General features: G+C 67.8%; 18 protein-coding genes. 16 read left to right on the forward strand and 2 right to left on the reverse strand.

All coding sequences use genetic code 11. The features are described 5' to 3' along the window. The first annotated feature begins 129 nt into the window (after positions 1–129). The 15 genes from dacB (at position 130) to AC1D14_RS08005 (ending at position 15,736) form a co-directional block, all read left to right on the forward strand. Positions 130–1,671, forward strand: coding sequence for a D-alanyl-D-alanine carboxypeptidase/D-alanyl-D-alanine endopeptidase (gene dacB, locus AC1D14_RS07935; RefSeq protein WP_476968273.1), 1,542 nt, complete (start codon positions 130–132; stop codon positions 1,669–1,671). A gap of 104 nt (positions 1,672–1,775) precedes the next feature. Beyond that, positions 1,776–2,894, forward strand: a complete 1,119-nt coding sequence (locus tag AC1D14_RS07940; protein ID WP_476881520.1) for a zinc-dependent metalloprotease — start codon at positions 1,776–1,778, stop codon at positions 2,892–2,894. Positions 2,895–3,022: 128 nt separating this feature from the next. Next, positions 3,023–4,072: a tRNA lysidine(34) synthetase TilS gene (tilS, locus tag AC1D14_RS07945; protein WP_230117863.1), complete on the forward strand. Its 1,050-nt coding sequence runs from the start codon at positions 3,023–3,025 to the stop codon at positions 4,070–4,072. Positions 4,073–4,101: 29 nt separating this feature from the next. After that, complete coding sequence (gene hpt, locus AC1D14_RS07950; RefSeq protein ID WP_078027431.1) at positions 4,102–4,653, forward strand: hypoxanthine phosphoribosyltransferase; 552 nt, start codon at positions 4,102–4,104, stop codon at positions 4,651–4,653. A gap of 436 nt (positions 4,654–5,089) precedes the next feature. Beyond that, positions 5,090–7,156, forward strand: coding sequence for an ATP-dependent zinc metalloprotease FtsH (gene ftsH, locus AC1D14_RS07955; RefSeq protein ID WP_230117864.1), 2,067 nt, complete (start codon positions 5,090–5,092; stop codon positions 7,154–7,156). A 9-nt stretch (positions 7,157–7,165) separates the two neighbouring features. Continuing rightward, positions 7,166–7,804 (forward strand): GTP cyclohydrolase I FolE, encoded by a 639-nt coding sequence (gene folE / locus AC1D14_RS07960; RefSeq protein WP_230117865.1) that lies wholly within the window; start codon positions 7,166–7,168, stop codon positions 7,802–7,804. Positions 7,805–7,814: 10 nt separating this feature from the next. Then, the gene (gene folP, locus AC1D14_RS07965; RefSeq protein ID WP_476968274.1) at positions 7,815–8,735 is read left to right on the forward strand and encodes a dihydropteroate synthase; all 921 of its coding nucleotides are present in this window, start codon (positions 7,815–7,817) and stop codon (positions 8,733–8,735) included. Between the two features lie 25 nt (positions 8,736–8,760). Continuing rightward, the gene (gene folB, locus AC1D14_RS07970) at positions 8,761–9,120 is read left to right on the forward strand and encodes a dihydroneopterin aldolase (RefSeq protein WP_230117867.1); all 360 of its coding nucleotides are present in this window, start codon (positions 8,761–8,763) and stop codon (positions 9,118–9,120) included. After that, entirely contained in the window at positions 9,117–9,656 is a 540-nt protein-coding gene (gene folK / locus AC1D14_RS07975) for a 2-amino-4-hydroxy-6-hydroxymethyldihydropteridine diphosphokinase (RefSeq protein ID WP_230117868.1), read from the forward strand. The genes folB and folK overlap by 4 nt, the downstream gene beginning before the upstream one ends. A 2-nt stretch (positions 9,657–9,658) precedes the next feature. After that, a complete protein-coding gene (locus AC1D14_RS07980; RefSeq protein ID WP_230117869.1) occupies positions 9,659–10,186 on the forward strand; it encodes a DUF3180 domain-containing protein in 528 nt (175 codons plus the stop codon). Beyond that, positions 10,167–10,679, forward strand: a complete 513-nt coding sequence (locus AC1D14_RS07985; protein WP_476968275.1) for a PH domain-containing protein — start codon at positions 10,167–10,169, stop codon at positions 10,677–10,679. The genes AC1D14_RS07980 and AC1D14_RS07985 overlap by 20 nt, the downstream gene beginning before the upstream one ends. Next, complete coding sequence (locus AC1D14_RS07990; RefSeq protein WP_476968276.1) at positions 10,676–12,220, forward strand: PH domain-containing protein; 1,545 nt, start codon at positions 10,676–10,678, stop codon at positions 12,218–12,220. Before AC1D14_RS07985 ends, AC1D14_RS07990 begins: the two co-directional genes overlap by 4 nt. After that, positions 12,213–13,133, forward strand: coding sequence for a Rossmann-like and DUF2520 domain-containing protein (locus tag AC1D14_RS07995; RefSeq protein WP_476968277.1), 921 nt, complete (start codon positions 12,213–12,215; stop codon positions 13,131–13,133). Before AC1D14_RS07990 ends, AC1D14_RS07995 begins: the two co-directional genes overlap by 8 nt. A gap of 1 nt (position 13,134) precedes the next feature. Continuing rightward, positions 13,135–14,064 carry a 4-phosphopantoate--beta-alanine ligase gene (locus tag AC1D14_RS08000; protein WP_476968278.1) on the forward strand — a complete coding sequence of 310 codons (930 nt, stop codon included), beginning with the start codon at positions 13,135–13,137 and terminating at the stop codon, positions 14,062–14,064. 160 nt (positions 14,065–14,224) lie between these two features. Further along, on the forward strand, positions 14,225–15,736 hold the full coding sequence (locus AC1D14_RS08005) for an MDR family MFS transporter (protein ID WP_476881526.1): 1,512 nt from the start codon (positions 14,225–14,227) through the stop codon (positions 15,734–15,736). A gap of 46 nt (positions 15,737–15,782) precedes the next feature. On the opposite strand, the gene AC1D14_RS08010 is transcribed toward AC1D14_RS08005, so the two are convergent. Next, positions 15,783–16,619 carry an alpha/beta fold hydrolase gene (locus AC1D14_RS08010; RefSeq protein ID WP_230117875.1) on the reverse strand — a complete coding sequence of 279 codons (837 nt, stop codon included), beginning with the start codon at positions 16,617–16,619 and terminating at the stop codon, positions 15,783–15,785. A gap of 41 nt (positions 16,620–16,660) precedes the next feature. Next, positions 16,661–17,647, reverse strand: coding sequence for an alpha/beta fold hydrolase (locus AC1D14_RS08015; RefSeq protein ID WP_230117876.1), 987 nt, complete (start codon positions 17,645–17,647; stop codon positions 16,661–16,663). Positions 17,648–17,745: 98 nt separating this feature from the next. On the opposite strand from AC1D14_RS08015, the gene lysS reads away from it, so the two are divergent. After that, the gene (gene lysS / locus AC1D14_RS08020; protein ID WP_230117877.1) at positions 17,746–19,284 is read left to right on the forward strand and encodes a lysine--tRNA ligase; all 1,539 of its coding nucleotides are present in this window, start codon (positions 17,746–17,748) and stop codon (positions 19,282–19,284) included. The last annotated feature ends 2 nt before the right edge of the window (positions 19,285–19,286 follow it).

Consider the following 19,286-nt stretch of genomic DNA (forward strand, 5'->3'; position numbering starts at 1 on the left):
CGACGATTGCTGGGTGTTCGCGGCACGCTGGAAGGACAGTCATTGCCGCCGACTACTATTGAGGATATAGCGAGAGGCCCAGGTTTCAGGAACTAATGGGGTAATTTCAGGACTTTGAGGACCAGCAGCATGAGGGGCACCAACGGCACGGCAACCGGCCGCGCAAGACGCAGTGCGCCGTCCAGCCGATCGATCACCCGACCACTCCGTGCACTTAATCGGGCTTGGCCAATGCTGCTGCTCACGGTCCTTCTGGCCGCCCTGGCCCTTCCTGCGGGGATGCTGATCGCGCAGGGCTTGACCGGCCCGGACCAGTCCGCGGAGGTCCCCGCGCCAATACCCACCTGGCAGCTTGTGCCGGACCGGCTGTCCGTCCCGCAGGGAATTGGGCCGCTCAGCAACACGGCGCCCGTTCCGGTACCTGCGGAGGTTGCGGCCAGGCTCGGTCCCGTCCTGAAGACCGACGGCGGCGGCACCTTTACGGGGATTGTCCAGGACGCGGCCACGGGCACGGTGTTGTTCGACCGGGGCGGCGCGGCCAACAGGATCCCGGCCTCAAACATGAAGCTGCTCACCGCTGTGGCGGCGCTGCGGGGGATCGGTCCGGAGACGCGGTTCAGCACGAAAGCCGTCGCGGGGCCGGCAATCGGGGCCAAGGCCGGTCCGGCCGCCAAGTCAAGGGCGGTGGTGCTCGTGGGCGGCGGGGACGTCCTGCTGGGCGCGGGCGAATCCGCCGAAGGCAAGGTACTCGGCCACGCCGGCCTTGCCACCCTCGCCAAACTGACTGCCGAGTCGCTGCGCCGGGACGGGTTTGCGGGATCGGTGGAGGTGCTCGTGGACGACTCCCTGTTCACCGGACCTTCCCTCAGCCCGGCCTGGAGCCCGGACGACGTCGCTGCCGGGGAGGTGGCGCCGCTCTTCCCGCTGGCGCTGAACTCGGCACGTTTCGACCCGGCAGTGGTCACCGGGTCGCGTCCGCAGGATTCCGCCATCGCCGCTGGCGAGGCCTTCGCAGCGGAGCTCAAAGCGGCCGGGGCCGCCGCCGGACTGAAGGTGGCGCCCGGCGTCGGACGTCTTGAAGGGAAGCCGGCAGCGGACGCCGCCGTGCTGGGGGAAGTGGAGTCGGCGACGGTCAGCCAGCAGGTGGACCTCATGCTCCAGACGTCGGATAACTACCTGGCCGAGACCCTGGGCCGGATGGCTGCGGTGGCCGCCGGGCAGCCGGCGAGCAGCGAGGCGGCCAAGGCCGCCGTGCTGAAGCAGCTCGCGGACCTCGGAATCCCGACCGGCGGCATGGCTGTTGCGGACGTTTCCGGGCTGGCACTGGACAACCAGGTCTCCGCCCGGCAGTTCGCTGAGGTAGTCCGCGCCATCACGTCGGGCCGGGACACCCGGCTCAGGGCAGCGCTGGCGGGCTTCCCGGTGGCAGGCCTCACGGGGACGCTGGGCGACAGGTATATAGACGAGTCCAGTGCTGAAGGCGCCGGGCTGGTCCGGGCCAAAACGGGAACCCTGAACACGGTCATTGCGCTGAGCGGGTACGTAGTGGACGCCGACGGGCGGCTCCTGGTGTTCTCGTTCATCGGCAATGGCCTGACACCCGGCGCCGACGGAAATAAGCCGGCGCTGGATGCCTCCGCCACGGTGCTAGCCGCCTGCGGCTGCCGCTAAGCGCTGAGGGCAGCAACCGGCCGCGGCAGGCCTGACGCGCACGGCTGTTCGCCGGTCAGCGAACTTAAGGCGCGTAGCCGGGAGCGTGTGGTCTGATGGAGCGTATGGAGTCAACAGCAGGCCAGACATCAGCCCCGGGCCCGGCCCTGATCAACTGGGAGCTCGCCGCGTCCGCGGCCGCCCGACTGGCTCCCGCCGGCCCGCCCCTGAAGGCCGCCGAGATCGGCGAGGCCGTTCACCAGCTGCGCGAGCTGGCCGATGCGTCCGTGCCGCACGTACACCACATCACCGGCCTGGAGGCCGCCCGCGATCTCCGGGATTCCAATGTGCTCGTAGTAGACCGGGCGTCCTGGGCCAAGGCCAACACCCAGAGCTTCGCCGTCATGCTGAAGCCCGCCATCGAGCGGATGATGGAGAACCGCAAGGGAACCATCAGCCCCGGGGCGGCCAGCGTCAGCGGTGCCATCACGGGCAGCCAGCTCGGTGCGGTGCTGGCGTTTCTTTCCAGCAAGGTCCTGGGTCAGTACGATCCCTTCGCCGCGCTCGCCGAAGGGTCCACGGCGCCATCGGGCGGCCGCCTGCTCCTCGTGGCGCCGAACATCATCTCCGTGGAGCGCGAGCTCAACGTGGCGCCTGAGGACTTCCGGCTCTGGGTCTGCCTGCACGAACAGACGCACCGGGTGCAGTTCGCGGCGGCGCCGTGGCTGCGGCACCACATGCTGAACGAGATCGACAACCTCAGCGGCCACCTCCTCGGCAACGTCGACTCCCTTATGGAACGGGCCTCCGCAGCCGCCCGCTCCCTGAAGGACCGCACGGCATCGGGCGCCACACCGGGCCGCGGCGCCATCCTTGACCTCCTGCAGAACCCTGAGGAAAAAGCGGCACTGTCCCACCTCACGGCCGTGATGAGCCTGCTCGAAGGCCACGCCAACGTGGTGATGGACGCCGTCGATGCGAGCATCGTCCCGTCCGTGAAGACCATCCGGCAGCGGTTCAACGCCCGCGGCAAGGACCGTGGGGCCATCGAGAAGTTCATCCGCAGTCTCCTGGGACTGGATGCCAAGATGCGCCAGTACAGCGACGGTGCCAAGTTCGTGAGAGCCGTGGTGGATGTCGCCGGCATGGAGGGCTTCAACCGGGTCTGGGAATCTGCCGGGAACCTGCCCACCGAGCCGGAAATCCATGACGCCAGGATCTGGCTCGACAGGATGGGACTCTAGTCTCCGTGCAGGGCGTTTCCAGCGGACCACCGCTTTCAGGCGGACCACCAGTTTCCAGCGGACGCCCGCTTTCCGGCGGCCGACGGCGGCCGGGCCGGCTGGTGCCGGTCGTCGGCACCGCGCGGAAAATGGTGCAGGACGCCCTGGCCCGGGCCGGTTATCCGGACCGGGTCCTGGTGGCGTGCAGCGGCGGACCCGATTCGCTGGCGCTCGCCGCCGTGGCCGCCTATTTTGCCCGCCGCGGCCACGTCGACGGGCAGCCGGTGGCCGTGGGCGCCGTGGTGGTGGACCATCAACTGCAGCCCGGATCCGCGGATGTGGCTGCCCGCACCGCCGAGACCCTGGCGGAACTCGGCCTCAGCCCAGTAGTGGTCCGTGCCGTTGAGGTGGCCTCCAGCGGCATGGGTCCCGAGGCTGCGGCGAGGGACGCCCGGCATGCCGCCCTTGAAGCCGCTGCAACGGAGTGCGATGCGGCCGCCATACTCCTGGGGCACACCCTCGACGACCAGGCCGAGCAGGTACTGCTGGGGCTCGCCCGCGGCTCGGGCACCAGGTCACTGGCCGGAATGCGCCCCGTCCGAGGGAAGCTGCTGCGGCCTTTCCTCGGACTGCGGCGCGCGGACACCCTCGAAATCTGCCGTGCCGAGGAACTCGATCCGTGGCACGATCCCAGCAACGCCGATCCCGCCTTTGCCCGTTCGCGGACCCGCGTGGAGGTCTTGCCGCTGCTGGAGGAAAAGCTCGGCCCCGGAGTCGCGGAATCCCTGGCCCGCACCGCCGCCATTCTCCAGCTCGACGCGGACTATCTGGAAGAGGTGGCCAACAACACCTTCACGGCCCTCGCCGAGCGGGACGGGCCGGACATCAGCCTTTCCGAGGCGGCCCTCAACGAACTGGCGCCGGCCATAAGGTTCCGGGTGATCGCCAAGGCGGCGGCCGACGTCGGGGGTCAACAGCCCAGCTACCAGCGGCTACTGGCCGCGGAAGCGCTGTTGCGGCGGAAGGGATCGGCGGGGCCCGTGGAGCTGCCGGGGGGAGTGAGCGTGTACCGGCTTTCGCTGGCACAGCTGCTGGCGGAGGAGCGCGGCCGGGAGAAGGGCGGGACTGCAGGGGTTCCCCGGGAGGGCGCCCGCTGTGGGAAGCTTGTATTCCGGCTTCACACTCCGGCCCGAAAATAGTCGCACCCGCATCTACACAGGAGCAATTGGTGGATTCATCCGACGTCCAGGCAGACCTCAAGCACGTTCTCTACACCAAGGAACAGATCCAGCAGCGCATCACCGAGCTGGCGGCGCAGATCGACAAGGACTATGAAGGGCGCGAAATCCTGATCGTGGGGGTGCTCAAGGGCGCGGTCATGGTCATGGCGGACCTTGCGCGTGCGCTGCACAGCCACATCTCGATGGACTGGATGGCCGTCTCCTCCTACGGCTCTGGCACGCAGTCCTCCGGTGTGGTGCGCATCCTGAAGGACCTCGACACGGACCTGATGGGCAAGGACGTGCTGATCGTTGAGGACATCATCGACTCCGGCCTCACCCTCTCCTGGCTGAAGACCAACCTGGAGTCCCGCGGCACCGCTTCGGTGGAAATCTGCACGGCCTTCCGCAAGCCCACTGCGGCCAAGGTTCAGATCGACGTCAAGTACGTCGGCTACGACATCCCCAACGAGTTCGTGGTGGGCTATGGCCTGGACTACGCCGAAAAGTACCGCAACCTGGACTTCGTGGGCACCCTGGCGCCGCACGTTTACGAGTAAGCGCCTCTTGGGCCACCACGCCGCCGCCGGACCTTGGAATCACAGGTCCGGCGGCGGCGTGACCCGGTTAAAGAGGTGCAGAAAATGCTGCGGCTGGCTCCGGGTGAAGCCTGCCCTTTTGAGAAGCCTGCGCTTTTGAGGTGCGCCAGCCTGGTGACGCCGCCCTTCCGGGCGGCGACAATTCGCGGCCACGGGTCCGCCGCGGTGGGAAAGTGGTGCAGAAATGCGAGAGCACCGATTGCGCCCCTGACCTGCACGGACGCTGCCACGCGGCCTCCGCATTGCGCGTTTCCGCTACGCCCACAGGGAACTTTTGTCCTACACCGTGCGTGAATTACTCCGGCGGTGTATAGCTAGAAGCTGACGCAGCACCACACGCGCGCAGACCACGCGCCGTGCAGCACTACCAGGAGGGACGGGGCCTGCCCCCGAACAGATGAAAGCTAAGAGTTTCTTCAAGGGCCCGGGCATCTGGATCATCGTTGTGGTCGGCATGCTCCTGCTGGCCTTTGCAACGTTGGCTCCGGGCGGTGCCACACGGATCGACACCCAGCCCGGCCTCGAGCTGCTTGCGCAGAGCGGCAAGGTCGAACAGGCAAAGATCTTCGACGGCGAAAACCGCGTGGACCTGGTCCTGAAGGACAACCTGGTCATCGACGGGCAGGACAAGGGCAAGAACGTCCAGTTCTTCTTTGTCAACGACCGCGGCCCGGATGTGGTCAAGGCCGTCACCGACTCCAACCCCTCCAAGGGCTACACAGACCAGCCGGTAGAGAGCAACTGGCTGTCCGGACTGTTCTCGCTGCTGATCCCGGTCCTGCTGCTCGGCGTCCTTTTCTGGTTCCTCCTGTCCCGGATGCAGGGCGGCGGCTCCAAGGTCATGCAGTTCGGCAAGTCCAAGGCCAAGATGGTCAACAAGGACATGCCGCAGGTGACCTTCGCGGACGTCGCGGGTGCCGATGAAGCCGTTGAAGAGCTCCAGGAAATCAAAGAATTCCTTGCCGAACCCGCCAAGTTCCAGGCCGTGGGCGCCAAGATCCCCAAGGGCGTGCTGCTGTACGGTCCTCCGGGCACCGGCAAGACCCTCCTGGCCCGCGCCGTCGCGGGTGAGGCCGGCGTGCCGTTCTTCTCCATCTCCGGTTCGGACTTCGTTGAAATGTTCGTCGGTGTTGGTGCTTCCCGCGTCCGTGACCTCTTCGAGCAGGCCAAGGCCAACTCGCCGGCCATCATCTTCGTCGACGAGATCGACGCCGTCGGGCGCCACCGCGGTGCCGGCATCGGCGGCGGCAACGACGAACGCGAGCAGACCCTCAACCAGCTGCTGGTTGAAATGGACGGCTTCGACGTCAAGACGAATGTCATCCTAATCGCTGCCACCAACAGGCCGGACGTCCTGGACCCGGCGCTGCTCCGCCCGGGCCGCTTCGACCGGCAGATCTCAGTTGAAGCCCCGGACCTCGTGGGCCGCGACCAGATCCTCCAGGTGCACGCCAAGGGCAAGCCGATCGCACAGGGCGTTGACCTCAAGGCCGTGGCCAAGAAGACCCCGGGCTACACCGGCGCGGACCTCGCCAACGTGCTGAACGAGGCGGCCCTGCTGACCGCCCGCTCCAACGCCAACCTGATCGATGACCGCGCCCTGGACGAAGCGATCGACCGTGTCATGGCCGGCCCGCAGAAGCGCAGCCGCGTCATGAAGGAACACGAGCGCAAGATCACGGCCTACCACGAAGGCGGCCACGCCCTGGTGGCCGCCGCATTGCGCAACTCGGCACCGGTCACCAAGATCACCATCCTGCCCCGCGGCCGCGCACTGGGCTACACCATGGTGGTCCCGGAGAACGACAAGTATTCCATCACCCGCAACGAGCTGCTGGACCAGATGGCCTACGCCATGGGCGGCCGGGTAGCCGAGGAGATCGTCTTCCACGATCCCTCCACCGGCGCCTCGAACGACATCGAAAAGGCCACCGGCACGGCCCGCCAGATGGTCACGCAGTACGGCATGAGCGAACGCGTCGGTGCTGTCCGCCTGGGCCAGGGCGGCGGCGAGCCGTTCCTGGGCCGCGACGCCAGCCATGAGCGCAACTACTCGGACCAGATCGCCTACATCGTGGATGAGGAAGTCCGCCGCCTGATCGACCAGGCCCACGACGAGGCCTACGCCATCCTCACCGAAAACCGCGACGTCCTGGACCGGCTGGCCCTGGAACTGCTGGAACGCGAAACCCTGAACCAGGCCGAGATCGCCCACGTCTTCCGCGACATCCGCAAGCGCGATTTCCGCGAAGTGTGGCTGTCCAAGGAAACCCGGCCCGTGCAGGCTGCCGGCCCGGTGGAGTCCCGGCTGGAGAAGGCTGAACGCGAGGCCCAGGAAGAAGCCAAGGAAGCCCGGCTGGAAGAACCGCTGGACGCGCTGCCGCCTCATCCCCAGGGTGTTTCTGAAGACGCCTCCTTCCAGGGCGGGGTAACGGAAGCCGGCTCGGACGGCTACCGCGGCTAAGCTCTTGCTGTGACTCACTTCGACGACGACGACCTTGCCGCCTCCGCCGATCACTCGGCGGTGGGGGGATCCGGCCACCACTACAGGGTGGACCGGCCCCGGATTGAAGCGGCGGTGCGCGAAATTCTCCTGGCCATCGGCGAGGATCCGGACCGCGGCGGGCTGCAGGATACGCCCAAGCGGGTTGCCAAGGCCTACGCCGAGGTCTTTGCAGGCCTGCACCAGGATCCGGCAACCGTACTGTCCACTACCTTCGACCTCGACCACGAGGAACTGGTGCTGGTGAAGGACATTCCGTTCTACTCAACCTGCGAGCACCACCTCGTGCCGTTCCACGGTGTGGCCCATGTGGGCTACATCCCGTCGCACGACGGCAAGGTGACGGGCCTGAGCAAGCTGGCGCGGCTGGTAGACATTTTCGCCCGCCGTCCGCAGGTCCAGGAACGGCTCACCACGCAGATCGTCGAGGCGCTCGTCACATATCTCAAGCCGCGCGGAGCCATCGTGGTGGTGGAATGCGAACACATGTGCATGTCCATGCGCGGCATCCGCAAGCCCGGGGCCAAAACCGTCACAAGCGCGGTCCGCGGGCAGCTTCATGACCCGGCCACCCGTGCCGAAGCCATGAGCCTCATACTCGGAAGGTAATAAACAGACTATGGATTCCCTAGCTGCAGCACCTGGAACCGGACCCGCAACATCCCCGCTGCCCATCCTGCGCAAACCGCGGCCGGCTGCTAAATTTGAAGACCTGCCCACCGGACGCGCCCTCGTGATGGGCATCCTCAATGTCACGCCGGATTCGTTCAGCGACGGCGGCAAGCACCTGACGGCGGACACCGCCATCGCCGCCGGCCTCCGGATGTTTTACGCGGGAGCCGACATCATCGACGTCGGAGGCGAGTCCACGCGTCCGGGCGCGGAGGACGTCAGCCCCGAAGAGGAGCAGCGGCGGGTCCTGCCCGTCATTGAGGCGCTGGTCAAGGCCGGCGCGCTCGTCAGCATCGACACCACCCATACCTCCACGGCTGAAGCTGCCCTGGCGGCCGGAGCCGCGGTCATCAATGATGTCTCGGGCCTCACGATCGAGCCGGGAATGGCCGAACTGGTGGCCAAGAGCAAGGCGCCGTACGTCCTGACCCACCGCCGCGGCGACGCCAAGACCATGACCTCCCTGACGGAGTACGGAAACGTGGCGGACGACGTCGTCGCAGAGCTGAGCGGCGTCCGGGACAAGCTGTATGCCGCCGGCGTGCTTCCGGAGCAGATCATCATTGACCCGGGCATCGGCTTCTCCAAGACGGACGAGCAGAACTGGGAGCTGCTCAGGAACCTCGACCGGCTTGAAGCCCTGGGCCACAAGATCCTAGTGGGAGTCTCGCGCAAGCGATTCCTGGGCACCCTCCTGACCGTTGCCGGCAAGGCGGCGCTCCCGGAGGAGCGCGACGCCGCTACCGCCGCCATCACGGCCGTCACCGCTGCCCGCGGAGCCTGGGCTGTGCGGGTGCACGACGTCGGCCCATGCCTGGACGCTGTCAAGGTTGCGTCCCGCCTGGCCACACCCAGTCCCGGCCGCTGACCAGGAAGGGCTGAGCAGGACCACGATGGACAGGATCTCACTGAGCGGCGTCACTGCCACCGGCTACCACGGAGTGTTCGATTTTGAGCGCCGAGAGGGCCAGCCGTTTGTGGTTGATGCCGTGCTGCACCTGGACTTCAGCCGGGCTGCGGCATCAGACGACGTCAGGGACACCGCCCATTATGGCGAAGTGGCCGGGCGGATCACGGACTGGATCACAGGTGAACCCCTGAACCTCATCGAGGCCCTGGCCGTCAGGATGGCAGAAGGCCTGCTGAAGGAATTCAAAATCGAGGCCGTGGAGATCACAGTGCATAAGCCGAAGGCGCCCATCGAGGTCCCGTTCGGGGATGTGGCCGTAACCGTCTACCGGGAGCGCACATGAACGCCCGGTACACGAGGGTGGTGCTTGCCTTGGGCAGCAACCTGGGCGAACGCAACGACACGTTGTCTGAAGCCGTCGCTGACCTCGTCGACGGGCCGGAAGTGCGGCTCCTCGCCGTCTCGCCGGTGGTTCAGACCAAAGCCGTAGGCGGCCCTGAAGGCCAGCCGGATTTCCTCAACATGGTGATGACCGTGGAGACCACCCTCGAACCCCTTGAGCTCCTCAGGCACTGCCAGTCGGTCGAGAACAAGCACCACCGGATCCGCGAGGTGCGCTGGGGGCCGCGGACGCTCGACGTCGACATCATCGCTTACGGCGACCTGGAAAGCTCCGATCCGCAGCTGACCCTGCCGCATCCCCGGGCGGCGGAGCGGGCCTTCGTGCTCTACCCATGGTCCCTGATCGACCCTGCGGCAACCCTGAACGGGACGCGGATCGGTGAGCTCGCAGCCAGGGCCGCCGACTTCCCGGACCTCACACCGTTCGACGGTTTCGGCGACTTCAACGGAGTGCCCACGGCGGGGGCGGTGGAATAACAGTGAAGCCCATGAATCCGCTGCTGCTCGCGGTGGTCGGCCTGGCCGTGGCCATTGCCGGCTGGTCCGCTGCCGTCCTGAGCGGCCGGTACGGCATGGCCACACCGGTGCTGCCGCCCACGGGGCTGGTGACCATGGGCGTGATCGTGGTCCTCACGCTGGTGCTGGGCATCCGCGTGCTCCGCTGGCGGAACGGCAAGAAGAAGAAAATGCTCAACCCGATCCTGGCCGCCTGGACGCTCGTCCTGGCCCAGGCCTGCGCCTACACGGGCACGGTGCTGCTCGGCTGGCACGCGGGGATCTTCGTGGAGCAGCTGCGGATCTGGAGTCTGCGCAGCAGCCAGGAACTCACCGGGCTCGCCTTGGGCATGGGGGGCGGCGGACTGGTCATGATCGTGGTGGGGCTCGTCGTCGAGCGTTTCTGCAGGATCCCGCCCGAAGACGGCGAAGATGCTGCGAAAGGGCTGCCGGGCCACCCACGTCCCGGCAAGGCCAAAGGGGAAGGCGAATATGCCTACCGCGGCGATTGATCCGCCCGGGATCACCTGGCTTCGGGTTTCCCCCAAATACGTCACTGTCCGCCTGGTGGAGTGGGCCGTGGGCAACCTGATTGCCGTCGGGCTGCTGAGCTTGCCCCTGGTCTTTGTGCTGCTCGGCTGGTGGAAGTGGCCGCCGTTGTGGCTGGCCGTTACGGTCCCGGCGTTCCTGCTGGTGCTGGCACTGTGGCGTCTGACCCTGATTCCGCGGCAGGTCCGCGCCATCGGCTACGCCGAGCGCGACGACGATCTTCTGATCCGCAGTGGCATCTTCTTCCAGCGAGTCATGGTGGTGCCGTACGGGCGGATGCAGTACGTGGACATCAGCGTGGGGCCGGTGGAGCGCGGACTGGGGCTGTGCACGCTCAAGCTTCACACGGCGTCCGCCGGAACCAACGCCTCGATTCCGGGGCTGCCCGCCGAGGAAGGGGCCCGCCTGCGCGAACAGCTCTCGGCGCGCGGTGAAGCCAGGCTGGCGGGACTGTGAGCGGGGACGGGCTTTCTTCCGGAACGCCCGACGGCGACTGGCTGAGGGTGCATCCGGCGTCGCCCTTTGTGCGGGGCTGGGTTGCACTGGCGGCCATCGGCTACTTCTTCGGGCGTGACACATTCGAGAGAATGCTCCGGGGCGAGCCCCTCGTGGATGACCAGATTGCCGGACGTGCCCCGTGGCTCGTCGGCGGCGGCGCTTTGGTGCTGCTGCTGGCGGTCCTGGGGTTCATCATGTCCTGGTACTTCACCCGGTACCAGGTGGCGGAAGGCTACGTCCGCGTCAACACGGGCTTCCTGTTCCGGCAGCAGCGGCAGGCGCGCCTGGACCGGGTCCAGGCGATCGACATCGTCCAGCCGCTGCTCGCGAGGATTTTCGGGCTCGCGGAGCTGAAGTTCGAAGTGGCTGACGCCGGTGAGTCCGCGGTGCGGCTTGCCTACCTCCGCATTGACGATGCCCGGCAGCTGCGCGCCACCATCCTGGCCCGTGCCTCGGGGGCGGGGCTGGACCCCGACCATCCCGAAGCGCCCGCGCCGGAGGCGCCGGAGCGCCGGGTGCTGCAGGTCCCGCCGTCGCGCCTCATCGGATCCCTGCTCCTCAGCGAGCAGAGCGTCGTTATCGTGCTGGGCGGCGCGGCATCCGTGCTGCTGTCCGCGTTGACGGAAAACCGGGCTTTCTTCCTGTATCTGATCCCCGCGGCCCTGGGCCTGTTTGCCGCGTACTGGGGCGCGTTCCACAAAGGCTACAACTTCACCGCTGCCATCTCCCCGGACGGCATCCGGCTCCGCTACGGACTGCTGGACACGCAGGCGCAGACTCTTCCGCCGGGGCGGATCCAGGCGCTGAAGGTGTCGCAGCCGCCGCTGTGGCGCATCTTTGGCTGGTACCGGATGCAGGTCAACGTTGCCGGCTACGGGGCCGCCGGGAACAATGGCGAGGCGGCGTCCCGCACCACGCTGCTGCCCGTGGGAAAGATCGGCGACGTCTTCAACATGCTTGCCCTGGTCCTGCCGGACCCCGGAACTGACGACCCCCTCCGCGTTTTCCGGGCCGGGCTGGACGGCCTGGATTCCGACGGCGGTTTTGTCACCACGCCGCGCCGCGGCCGCTTCCTCGCCCCGCTGGGCTGGCGACGGAACGGCTTCGCCGCCACCGACACCGCACTGCTGATGCGATCGGGGCGCTGGTGGCGCACGCTTGTGCTGGTGCCGCACCAGCGCACGCAGTCGATGGCGCTGCACCAGGGCCCGCTGGCCCGCCGTTACGGCCTGGCGGACCTCGTGCTGCACACCACCGCCGGTCCCGTTACCCCGCGCGTGATCCAGGCGGGCGTGGACGAGGCCCAGGCACTCTTCGACCACCAGGCCGCCCGCGCCCGGGCTGCGCGGAAGCGCCAGACCAGCGAACACTGGCTCGCGCAGGTGGCTCCCATTGCAACGCTGGCTGCGCCCGACGGAACCCAGGATCTCGATCAGCGGAGTCCGCTCGATCAGCCCCGCCCCCACTCACCGCAACAGGAAGGCCCGCAACGTGGCTAAGCCCGGACGCCTCGGCGTTGGAATCATCGGCGCCGGCAAGGTAGGCGCGGTCCTCGGGGCGGCGCTGCGCGCGGCCGAGCACGCCGTCGTCGGGGTTTCCGCTGTGTCGGACGCAAGCCGGGAACGGGCGGAAACGCTGCTTCCCGGCGTTCCTGTCCTGGACGTGCAGGACATCGTGGAACGCTCTGAGCTGGTGCTCCTCGCAGTGCCGGACGACGCCCTCGGCGGCTTGGTCGAGGGGCTGGCGAAGCTTGGCGCCTGGCAGCCCGGCCAGCTCGTGGCCCACACCTCCGGCCGCTTCGGCGTCGGGATCCTGCACCCCGTCCGCGCCGCCGGGGCCGTGCCGCTGGCCCTGCACCCTGCCATGACCTTCACCGGCATGAGCCTCGACCTGACCCGGCTTCTGGACTGCACGTTCGGCGTCACGGCGGACGCCGTGATGCTGCCCATCGCCCAGGCCCTCGTGGTGGAAATGGGGGCGGAACCGGTGGTGATCGCCGAGGCTGACCGCGTCATCTACCACGCTGCCCTGGCGCACGGCTCGAACCACCTGGTCACCCTCGTGGCGCAGGCGTCCCAGTTGCTCAGCGAAGTGGGCGTTGATGCTCCCGAACGGATGCTCGGGCCGCTGCTGAGGGCTACGCTTGAGAATGCCCTCGCCTCCGGCGAGTCCGCGTTGACGGGGCCGGTAGCCCGCGGTGACGCGGGGACCGTCGCGGCGCACGCACGGGCGCTCCGGGAGCACGACGGCGGTGCCGGCGGCGACATCCTCGCGGCGTATCTCGCGATGGCGCGGGCAACGGCGCGGCGGGCCGAAAGCAGGGGGCTCTTAAAGCAGGACCAGCTCCAGGGCATCCGCGACGCCCTGGCAAATACAGAGGAAGACGGCCCCGGGGCCAAGGGAGGACACTGACATGGCAATCCGACTCGTGACCACGGCGGCCTCCCTCCGCGCCCAGAGCCGCCACCTCCTGACCCAAAAACAGGGCTCCTCCCAAGGGCTGGTGCCCACAATGGGTGCCCTGCACGAGGGCCACGCCCGGCTGGCGCGCACCGCCGTCGAACAGAACGACGTGGTGGTGGCCTCCATTTTCGTGAATCCGCTGCAGTTCGGCGAGGCCGTGGACCTGGAAAGGTATCCGCGGACCCTCGAGGCGGACCTGGCGCTGCTCGAGGCGCAGGGGGTGGACCTGGTGTTCGCCCCCTCGGTGGAGGAGATGTACCCGGACGGGCAGCCCATGATCCGGATCACGTCCGGCCCGCTCGGCGAGAAATGGGAGGGGGCGTCACGTCCGGGGCATTTCGACGGCGCCCTCACCGTGGTAGCCAAACTCCTCCACCTTGGAATCCCCGCCACAGGGCTGCCCGGGGAAGGTGCGTTCGTCACCGGCGCCGGGGGAGGGCTCCCCGCCTACCGCGCCTACTTCGGGCAAAAGGACGCCCAGCAGCTCGCCCTGGTCAAGCAGATGGTCGCGGACCTGAACTTCCCGGTGGAGATCGTTCCCGTGCCCACCATCCGTTCCGCGGACGGGCTGGCGCTGTCCAGCCGCAACCGGTTCCTCTCAGCGGAAGAACGCGATGCCGCCCTGGTTTTGTCGCGGGCGCTGCGGCTCATCGAGGAACGGTCCGACGCCCGCAAGCCCCTGGAAGTGGAGTCGGCCCAGGCCCTCATCGAGTCCCAGCCGTTGGTGGAACTGGACTACCTCGAAGTGGTGGACCCCCGGACGCTGGAGCCACTCGCCGAGAACTGCCGCGAGACCCCGTTCCGCGGCGAGGGCCTGGCCATCGTTGCAGCGAAAGTCGGTGCCATCCGGCTGATCGACAACCTTCCGCTGAATTCGTAGGCCGGCGCCCCGGGCTGGCGCCGACGGCTGCCCGGGCTGCCCCGCAGCCGTCCCCGTCGGACCGCTGCCCATGTACGGGAATGCCTCGGGTAACTAGACTGTTGCAGTCTGCAGCGGCGCCGATCGCCAGCCATCCTTCCGAACTCACTGAGGCCTCGCCATGTCTACTGAAGTAACGTCAAATTCCCACGGTGAACCGGGGCCGGAGAAGTCCGGAAACGTGAAGTCCGCCGGGCTCCGGTCCCCGCAGCAGCAGCCAGCCGCCGACAAGATGTCCCGCGAGTCGGTGACGGTCATCGCCACGCTGCTCGTGGCCACCTTCGTGGTGATCCTCAACGAGACCATCATGAACGTTGCCCTGCAGCGGCTCATGGTGGACCTTCAGGTGGATGCGCCCACGGTGCAGTGGCTGTCAACGGGCTTCATGCTGACCATGGCCGTCGTCATTCCAACTACCGGGTTCATCCTGCAGCGGCTGTCCACCCGGGCCGTCTTTTTGCTGGCCATGGGACTCTTCTCCGGCGGAACCGCGCTGGCGGCTCTGGCACCCGGTTTCGGGGTCCTGCTGCTGGCAAGGATCGTCCAGGCCGGCGGCACTGCCATCATGCTGCCCCTTCTCATGACCACCATCCTCACCCTTGTTCCGCTGGCCAAGCGCGGTGCCGTCATGGGCAATGTCAGCATCGCCATCTCCGTGGCCCCGGCCATGGGCCCCACGGTGTCCGGCCTGATCCTGCAACACTTCTCCTGGCGCTTCATGTTCGTCTTCGTGCTGCCCATTGCCCTGGCGGCGCTGGCGATCGGCGCCAAGTACCTGACCAATGTCGGCGAAACGGAGAAATCCCGGCTCGACTTCCTGTCGGTAGTGCTGACCATCCCGGCTTTCGGCGGGCTGGTCTACGGTCTCAGCCAGATCGGCGGCGGCCACGGCGGCGACGGCGGTCCGGGCACGCTTGCCGTGGCGGCACTGGTTGTCGGCGTCACAGGGCTGGTGGCCTTCGTGCTGCGCCAGCTGCGGCTGCAGAAGTCCAAGGCGCCCCTGCTTGACCTGAGGGCCTTCAACTTCCGCATGTTCACGGTATCCGTGCTGCTGATGGTGGTGGCCATGGTGGCACTGTTCGGTGCAGTGATCCTGCTGCCGCTGTACCTGCAGGAGATCCGGGGCCTGAAGTCCCTCGAGACGGGCCTGGCGCTGCTGCCCGGCGGGCTGGCGATGGGCCTGCTCGGCCCGGTCATCGGACGCCTGTTCGACAAAGTGGGCCCCCTGCCGCTGACAGTGACAGGGTCGTCCCTCATGGTGCTGGCGCTGTGGCAGTTTTCCATGCTCGACGCCGGCACTCCCGTGTTGTGGATCGTCACCCTTCACGTCGGGTTGAGTCTTGGTCTCGCGCTGCTGTTCACCCCGGCTTTCACCACCGGGCTTAACCCTCTGCCGCCGCACCTGTACTCGCATGGTTCGGCCATCATGAGCACCCTGCAGCAGGTGGCCGGCGCCGCCGGTACCGCGCTGCTCGTGTCGATCTTCGCCGTCGTCTCGGCGGGCTCGGGCCTTGTCGCCGGAATGAGCGCCGCCTTCCTGACGGCCACGGTGATAGCCGTAGCCGCCGTCGTCCTCTCCGCCATGATGCGCAAGACGGCCGGACCCGAAGGCGCACCAGCCGCCCCTCACTAAGCGCGGACAGACACTTCAGCCCCTCAGGGGGACCTGGCGAGCGGGCTCAGCCTGCGAAGAAGTCACTCAGTTCCGTGATGAGCTTGTCCGGGGCGCGGTTGACGCCGTCGTGCCCGAAGCCCGGCAGGATGGTGTAGCTGGAGCCGGACAGGACGTCGTGGATCTGGCCGCAGGCCACGCCGAAGTAGGCCGGGCTCTTCTCGCCCACGATGATGAGCGTCTCCAGCGGCAGTTCAAGGAACGGTTCGGCCGGCATGTCGGCCGCGATGATCGCCTTGATCTCGCGGACGCCGGTGCGCATCATCTCGCGCTGCTGCTTGCCCACGGTGGTGGCCGCCGTGAACTTGTTGGCCAGGGTCAGCATGGACAGCGGCATCCGGGATGAGAAAGCGCCGCCGGTCTCCAGCCCGCGCAGCAGGACCGCGAGGGCGCGGTCGTCATCCCCCGCCGCAGTCGCGCGCTCATACTCGGTGGTCCAGTCGGCCTTAACGCTGTGGTTTACCGAGACTGCGGGGTCGTAGACCGCGAGCCGTTCCACCGGGAGGTGCCTGGCCGCGTGGAGAGCCACAGCGCCACCGAAGCTGTGGCCGAAAACGTCCGTGCTGGACGTGTGCTTCATGACGGCATCGAGGTCGTGGATGTCGACGTCCAGGGTGTAGTCGCCCGGCTGCTCCGACGACCCCCCCCGGCCGCGGCGGTTAAAGGTGTGGACCGGACGGCCGAGGGCCGCACTCAGCTTTTGGGCGAAGCGGGTGTAGTCGGCGGCAGTCACCATGGAGGCCGTTACGACCACGACGCCGGAGCCGGCCGACGCGAGCTCCGCGCCGGTGCTGAACAGCTCAAGTTTGCCGCCGTCAGGTGTGCTGATGATCTCGCTCGTCATGCTCCGAGCCTATCGGAGGCGGGGCCCGGCTGACAGCCGGGTCACGCTCGGAAGGAGTCCGAGATGTCGGTCACCAGTCCGGGCGGCAGCGACCCGCGCCGTCGCCGCCGGCTCAGCGAGTGGACGCCGCCGTCGGTGCCGTTGAGAAAGCGCGCCATACGGACGGCCAGGCGCTTTCCGGGGCGGATCGGGCCTTCGTGGAGCTGACCAGGGACCAGCGCAAACTCGATCGCCGGAACGGCCGCGGCCAGCTGGCGGCCGGTGTCCGCGAAATACCCCGGGCTCCAGCCGCCGCTGAGCATGAGCGTGGGGGTGGTGAGACCGGTGAAATCGCCCAATTCGGCGTCGGCGTCGAGCACGGCCCGCATTTCCTTGACGGCGGTGGGCAGGAGCTGCCTCATTTCGGCGCCGACGTGGGTCCGGGCGGACATGATGCTCAGCATCCGGAGCGCCCCCAGCGGCAGGTAGGACACCGGCCCCGCCGTCGCCAGCCCCTGGACCAGATGTGCCCATGCGTGGTTGAGCTGCCCTTCCGTCACGGCCACTTCCAGCTCCGGACGCCAGCGGTGGTTCAGATTGCCGGAGAGCGAGACTGCTGCGTCATAGGTTATGAGCCGCCTGACCGGAATGCTGCGGGCCGCCTGCAAGGCCACGAAGCCGCCGTAACTGTGGGCCACCACATCCTCGGATCCGGTGGCGCGCATCACGGCGGCCAGGTCACTGATCTCGGTGGCCGCAGAATACCCGTCCGGCTGCGGTGCGGACCCCGCGCGCCCACGGCGGTTGTAGCAGTGCACCGGCCGGCTGAGCAGGAGGCTGAGTTTGCGGGCGAACGGCCGGTACAGTGCGTCCGTCACCAGCGTGCCGTGGATAACGACGACGCCGGGCGCCTCCGCCACAGGTCGGGCGCCACCCGCGGTGGTCACCGGGGCGGGGGTCCCGCCGGCGGTGGCGGGCAATGCGGGCCGGAAGGAATGCACCTCAAGCTGGCCGCCGTCGTCGTCCGTCTGAACAGTCCAGGTCTCCACAGCCCGAGTCTATGCCCCACCCCTGGCGGGCTCTTGAAGGGGTGGGGCGGGCGCCCGTGGAGCCCGAAAGCCGCGCAGGCGAAGTCCCGGTAAACTTGATGCTTGTGACTTCCCAAAACACCCCCGCCCCCAAGAATGCCCCAGAGCCGCTCGACGCCAGCGAGCAGATGCGCATCCGCATGGAAAAGCGCGCCAAGCTGATCGAACGCGGTACCGAGGCGTATCCGGTGGGTGTTGAGCGGACGCATTCGCTCACCGAAATCCGTGAAAAGTACGCGCACCTGGAAGCCGACGAGACCACCGGGGACGTCGTCGGCGTGACCGGCAGGATCGTGTTTGTCCGGAACACCGGCAAGCTGTGCTTCGCCACGCTGCAGGAAGGCGGCGTGGACGGCAAGGGCACCCGGCTGCAGGCCATGCTCAGCCTGGCCAACGTGGGCGAAGAGGCGCTCGCGGACTGGAAGGCCCTGGTGGACCTTGGCGACCACGTCTTCATCAAGGGCGAGGTCATTTCCTCCCGCCGCGGCGAGCTGTCCGTCATGGCCGACTCCTGGTCCATGGCGTCCAAGGCATTGCGTCCGCTGCCGGTGCTGCACGCCGAGCTGAGCGAGGAAACCCGCGTCCGCCAGCGCTACGTGGACCTCATGGTGCGTGACGAAGCCCGCGAGATGGTCTACACCCGCGCGGCGATCACCCGCTCCATTCGCGAAAGCCTGCACCGCCACAGCTACGTGGAAGTGGAAACACCCATCCTCCAGCTGGTCCACGGCGGCGCGCTGGCGCGCCCGTTCGAGACGCACATGAACGCCTTCGACCAGAAGATGACCCTCCGCATCGCCACCGAGCTGTACCTCAAGCGCGCCGTGGTGGGCGGCATCGACCGCGTCTACGACATGGGCCGCGTGTTCCGCAACGAGGGCGTGGACTCCACCCACAGCCCGGAATTCACCACGCTGGAATGCTACGAGGCCTGGGCTGACCAGTTCGTCATGGCGGACCGGATCAAAGAGATGATCCTGGACGCGGCGGACGCCGTGGGCGCCGGGCGCACCCTGCAGAGCGAAGCCGGAGAGATCAACCTCGACGGCGACTGGGCCTGGCTGGCCGTGTACCCCGGGCTCTCCGACGCCGTGGGCCAGGAGATCACCCCGGAAACGCCGCTGGAAGAATTGCGCGCCGTGGCGGCGAAGCACGAGGTCAAGGTGGATCCCAAGTGGGACGCCGAGAAGCTCGCCGTGGAACTGTTCGGCGAGATCGTGGAGCCCACGCTGCTGAACCCGACCTTCGTCTACGACTACCCGCCGTCCGCGCAGCCGCTGGCCCGCCCCCACCGCGAGGACGGCCGCCTGATCGAGGCCTGGGACCTCATCATCGGCGGCATGGAGCGCGGCACCGCCTTCTCCGAGCTCATCGACCCCGTGATCCAGCGCGAACGACTCACCGAGCAGTCGCGCCACGCCGCCGCCGGTGATGTCGAGGCCATGCAGCTGGACGAGGACTTCCTCCGTGCCCTCGAGTACGGAGCGCCGCCCATGGGCGGCATCGGCTTGGGCATCGACCGCCTCGTGATGCTCTTCACCGGCGCCGGGATTCGGGAGACCATCCTGTTCCCGCTCCTGAAGCCCGAGGGGCACTGACC

It is taken from the genome of Arthrobacter sp. P1_B11, from assembly GCF_056406715.1.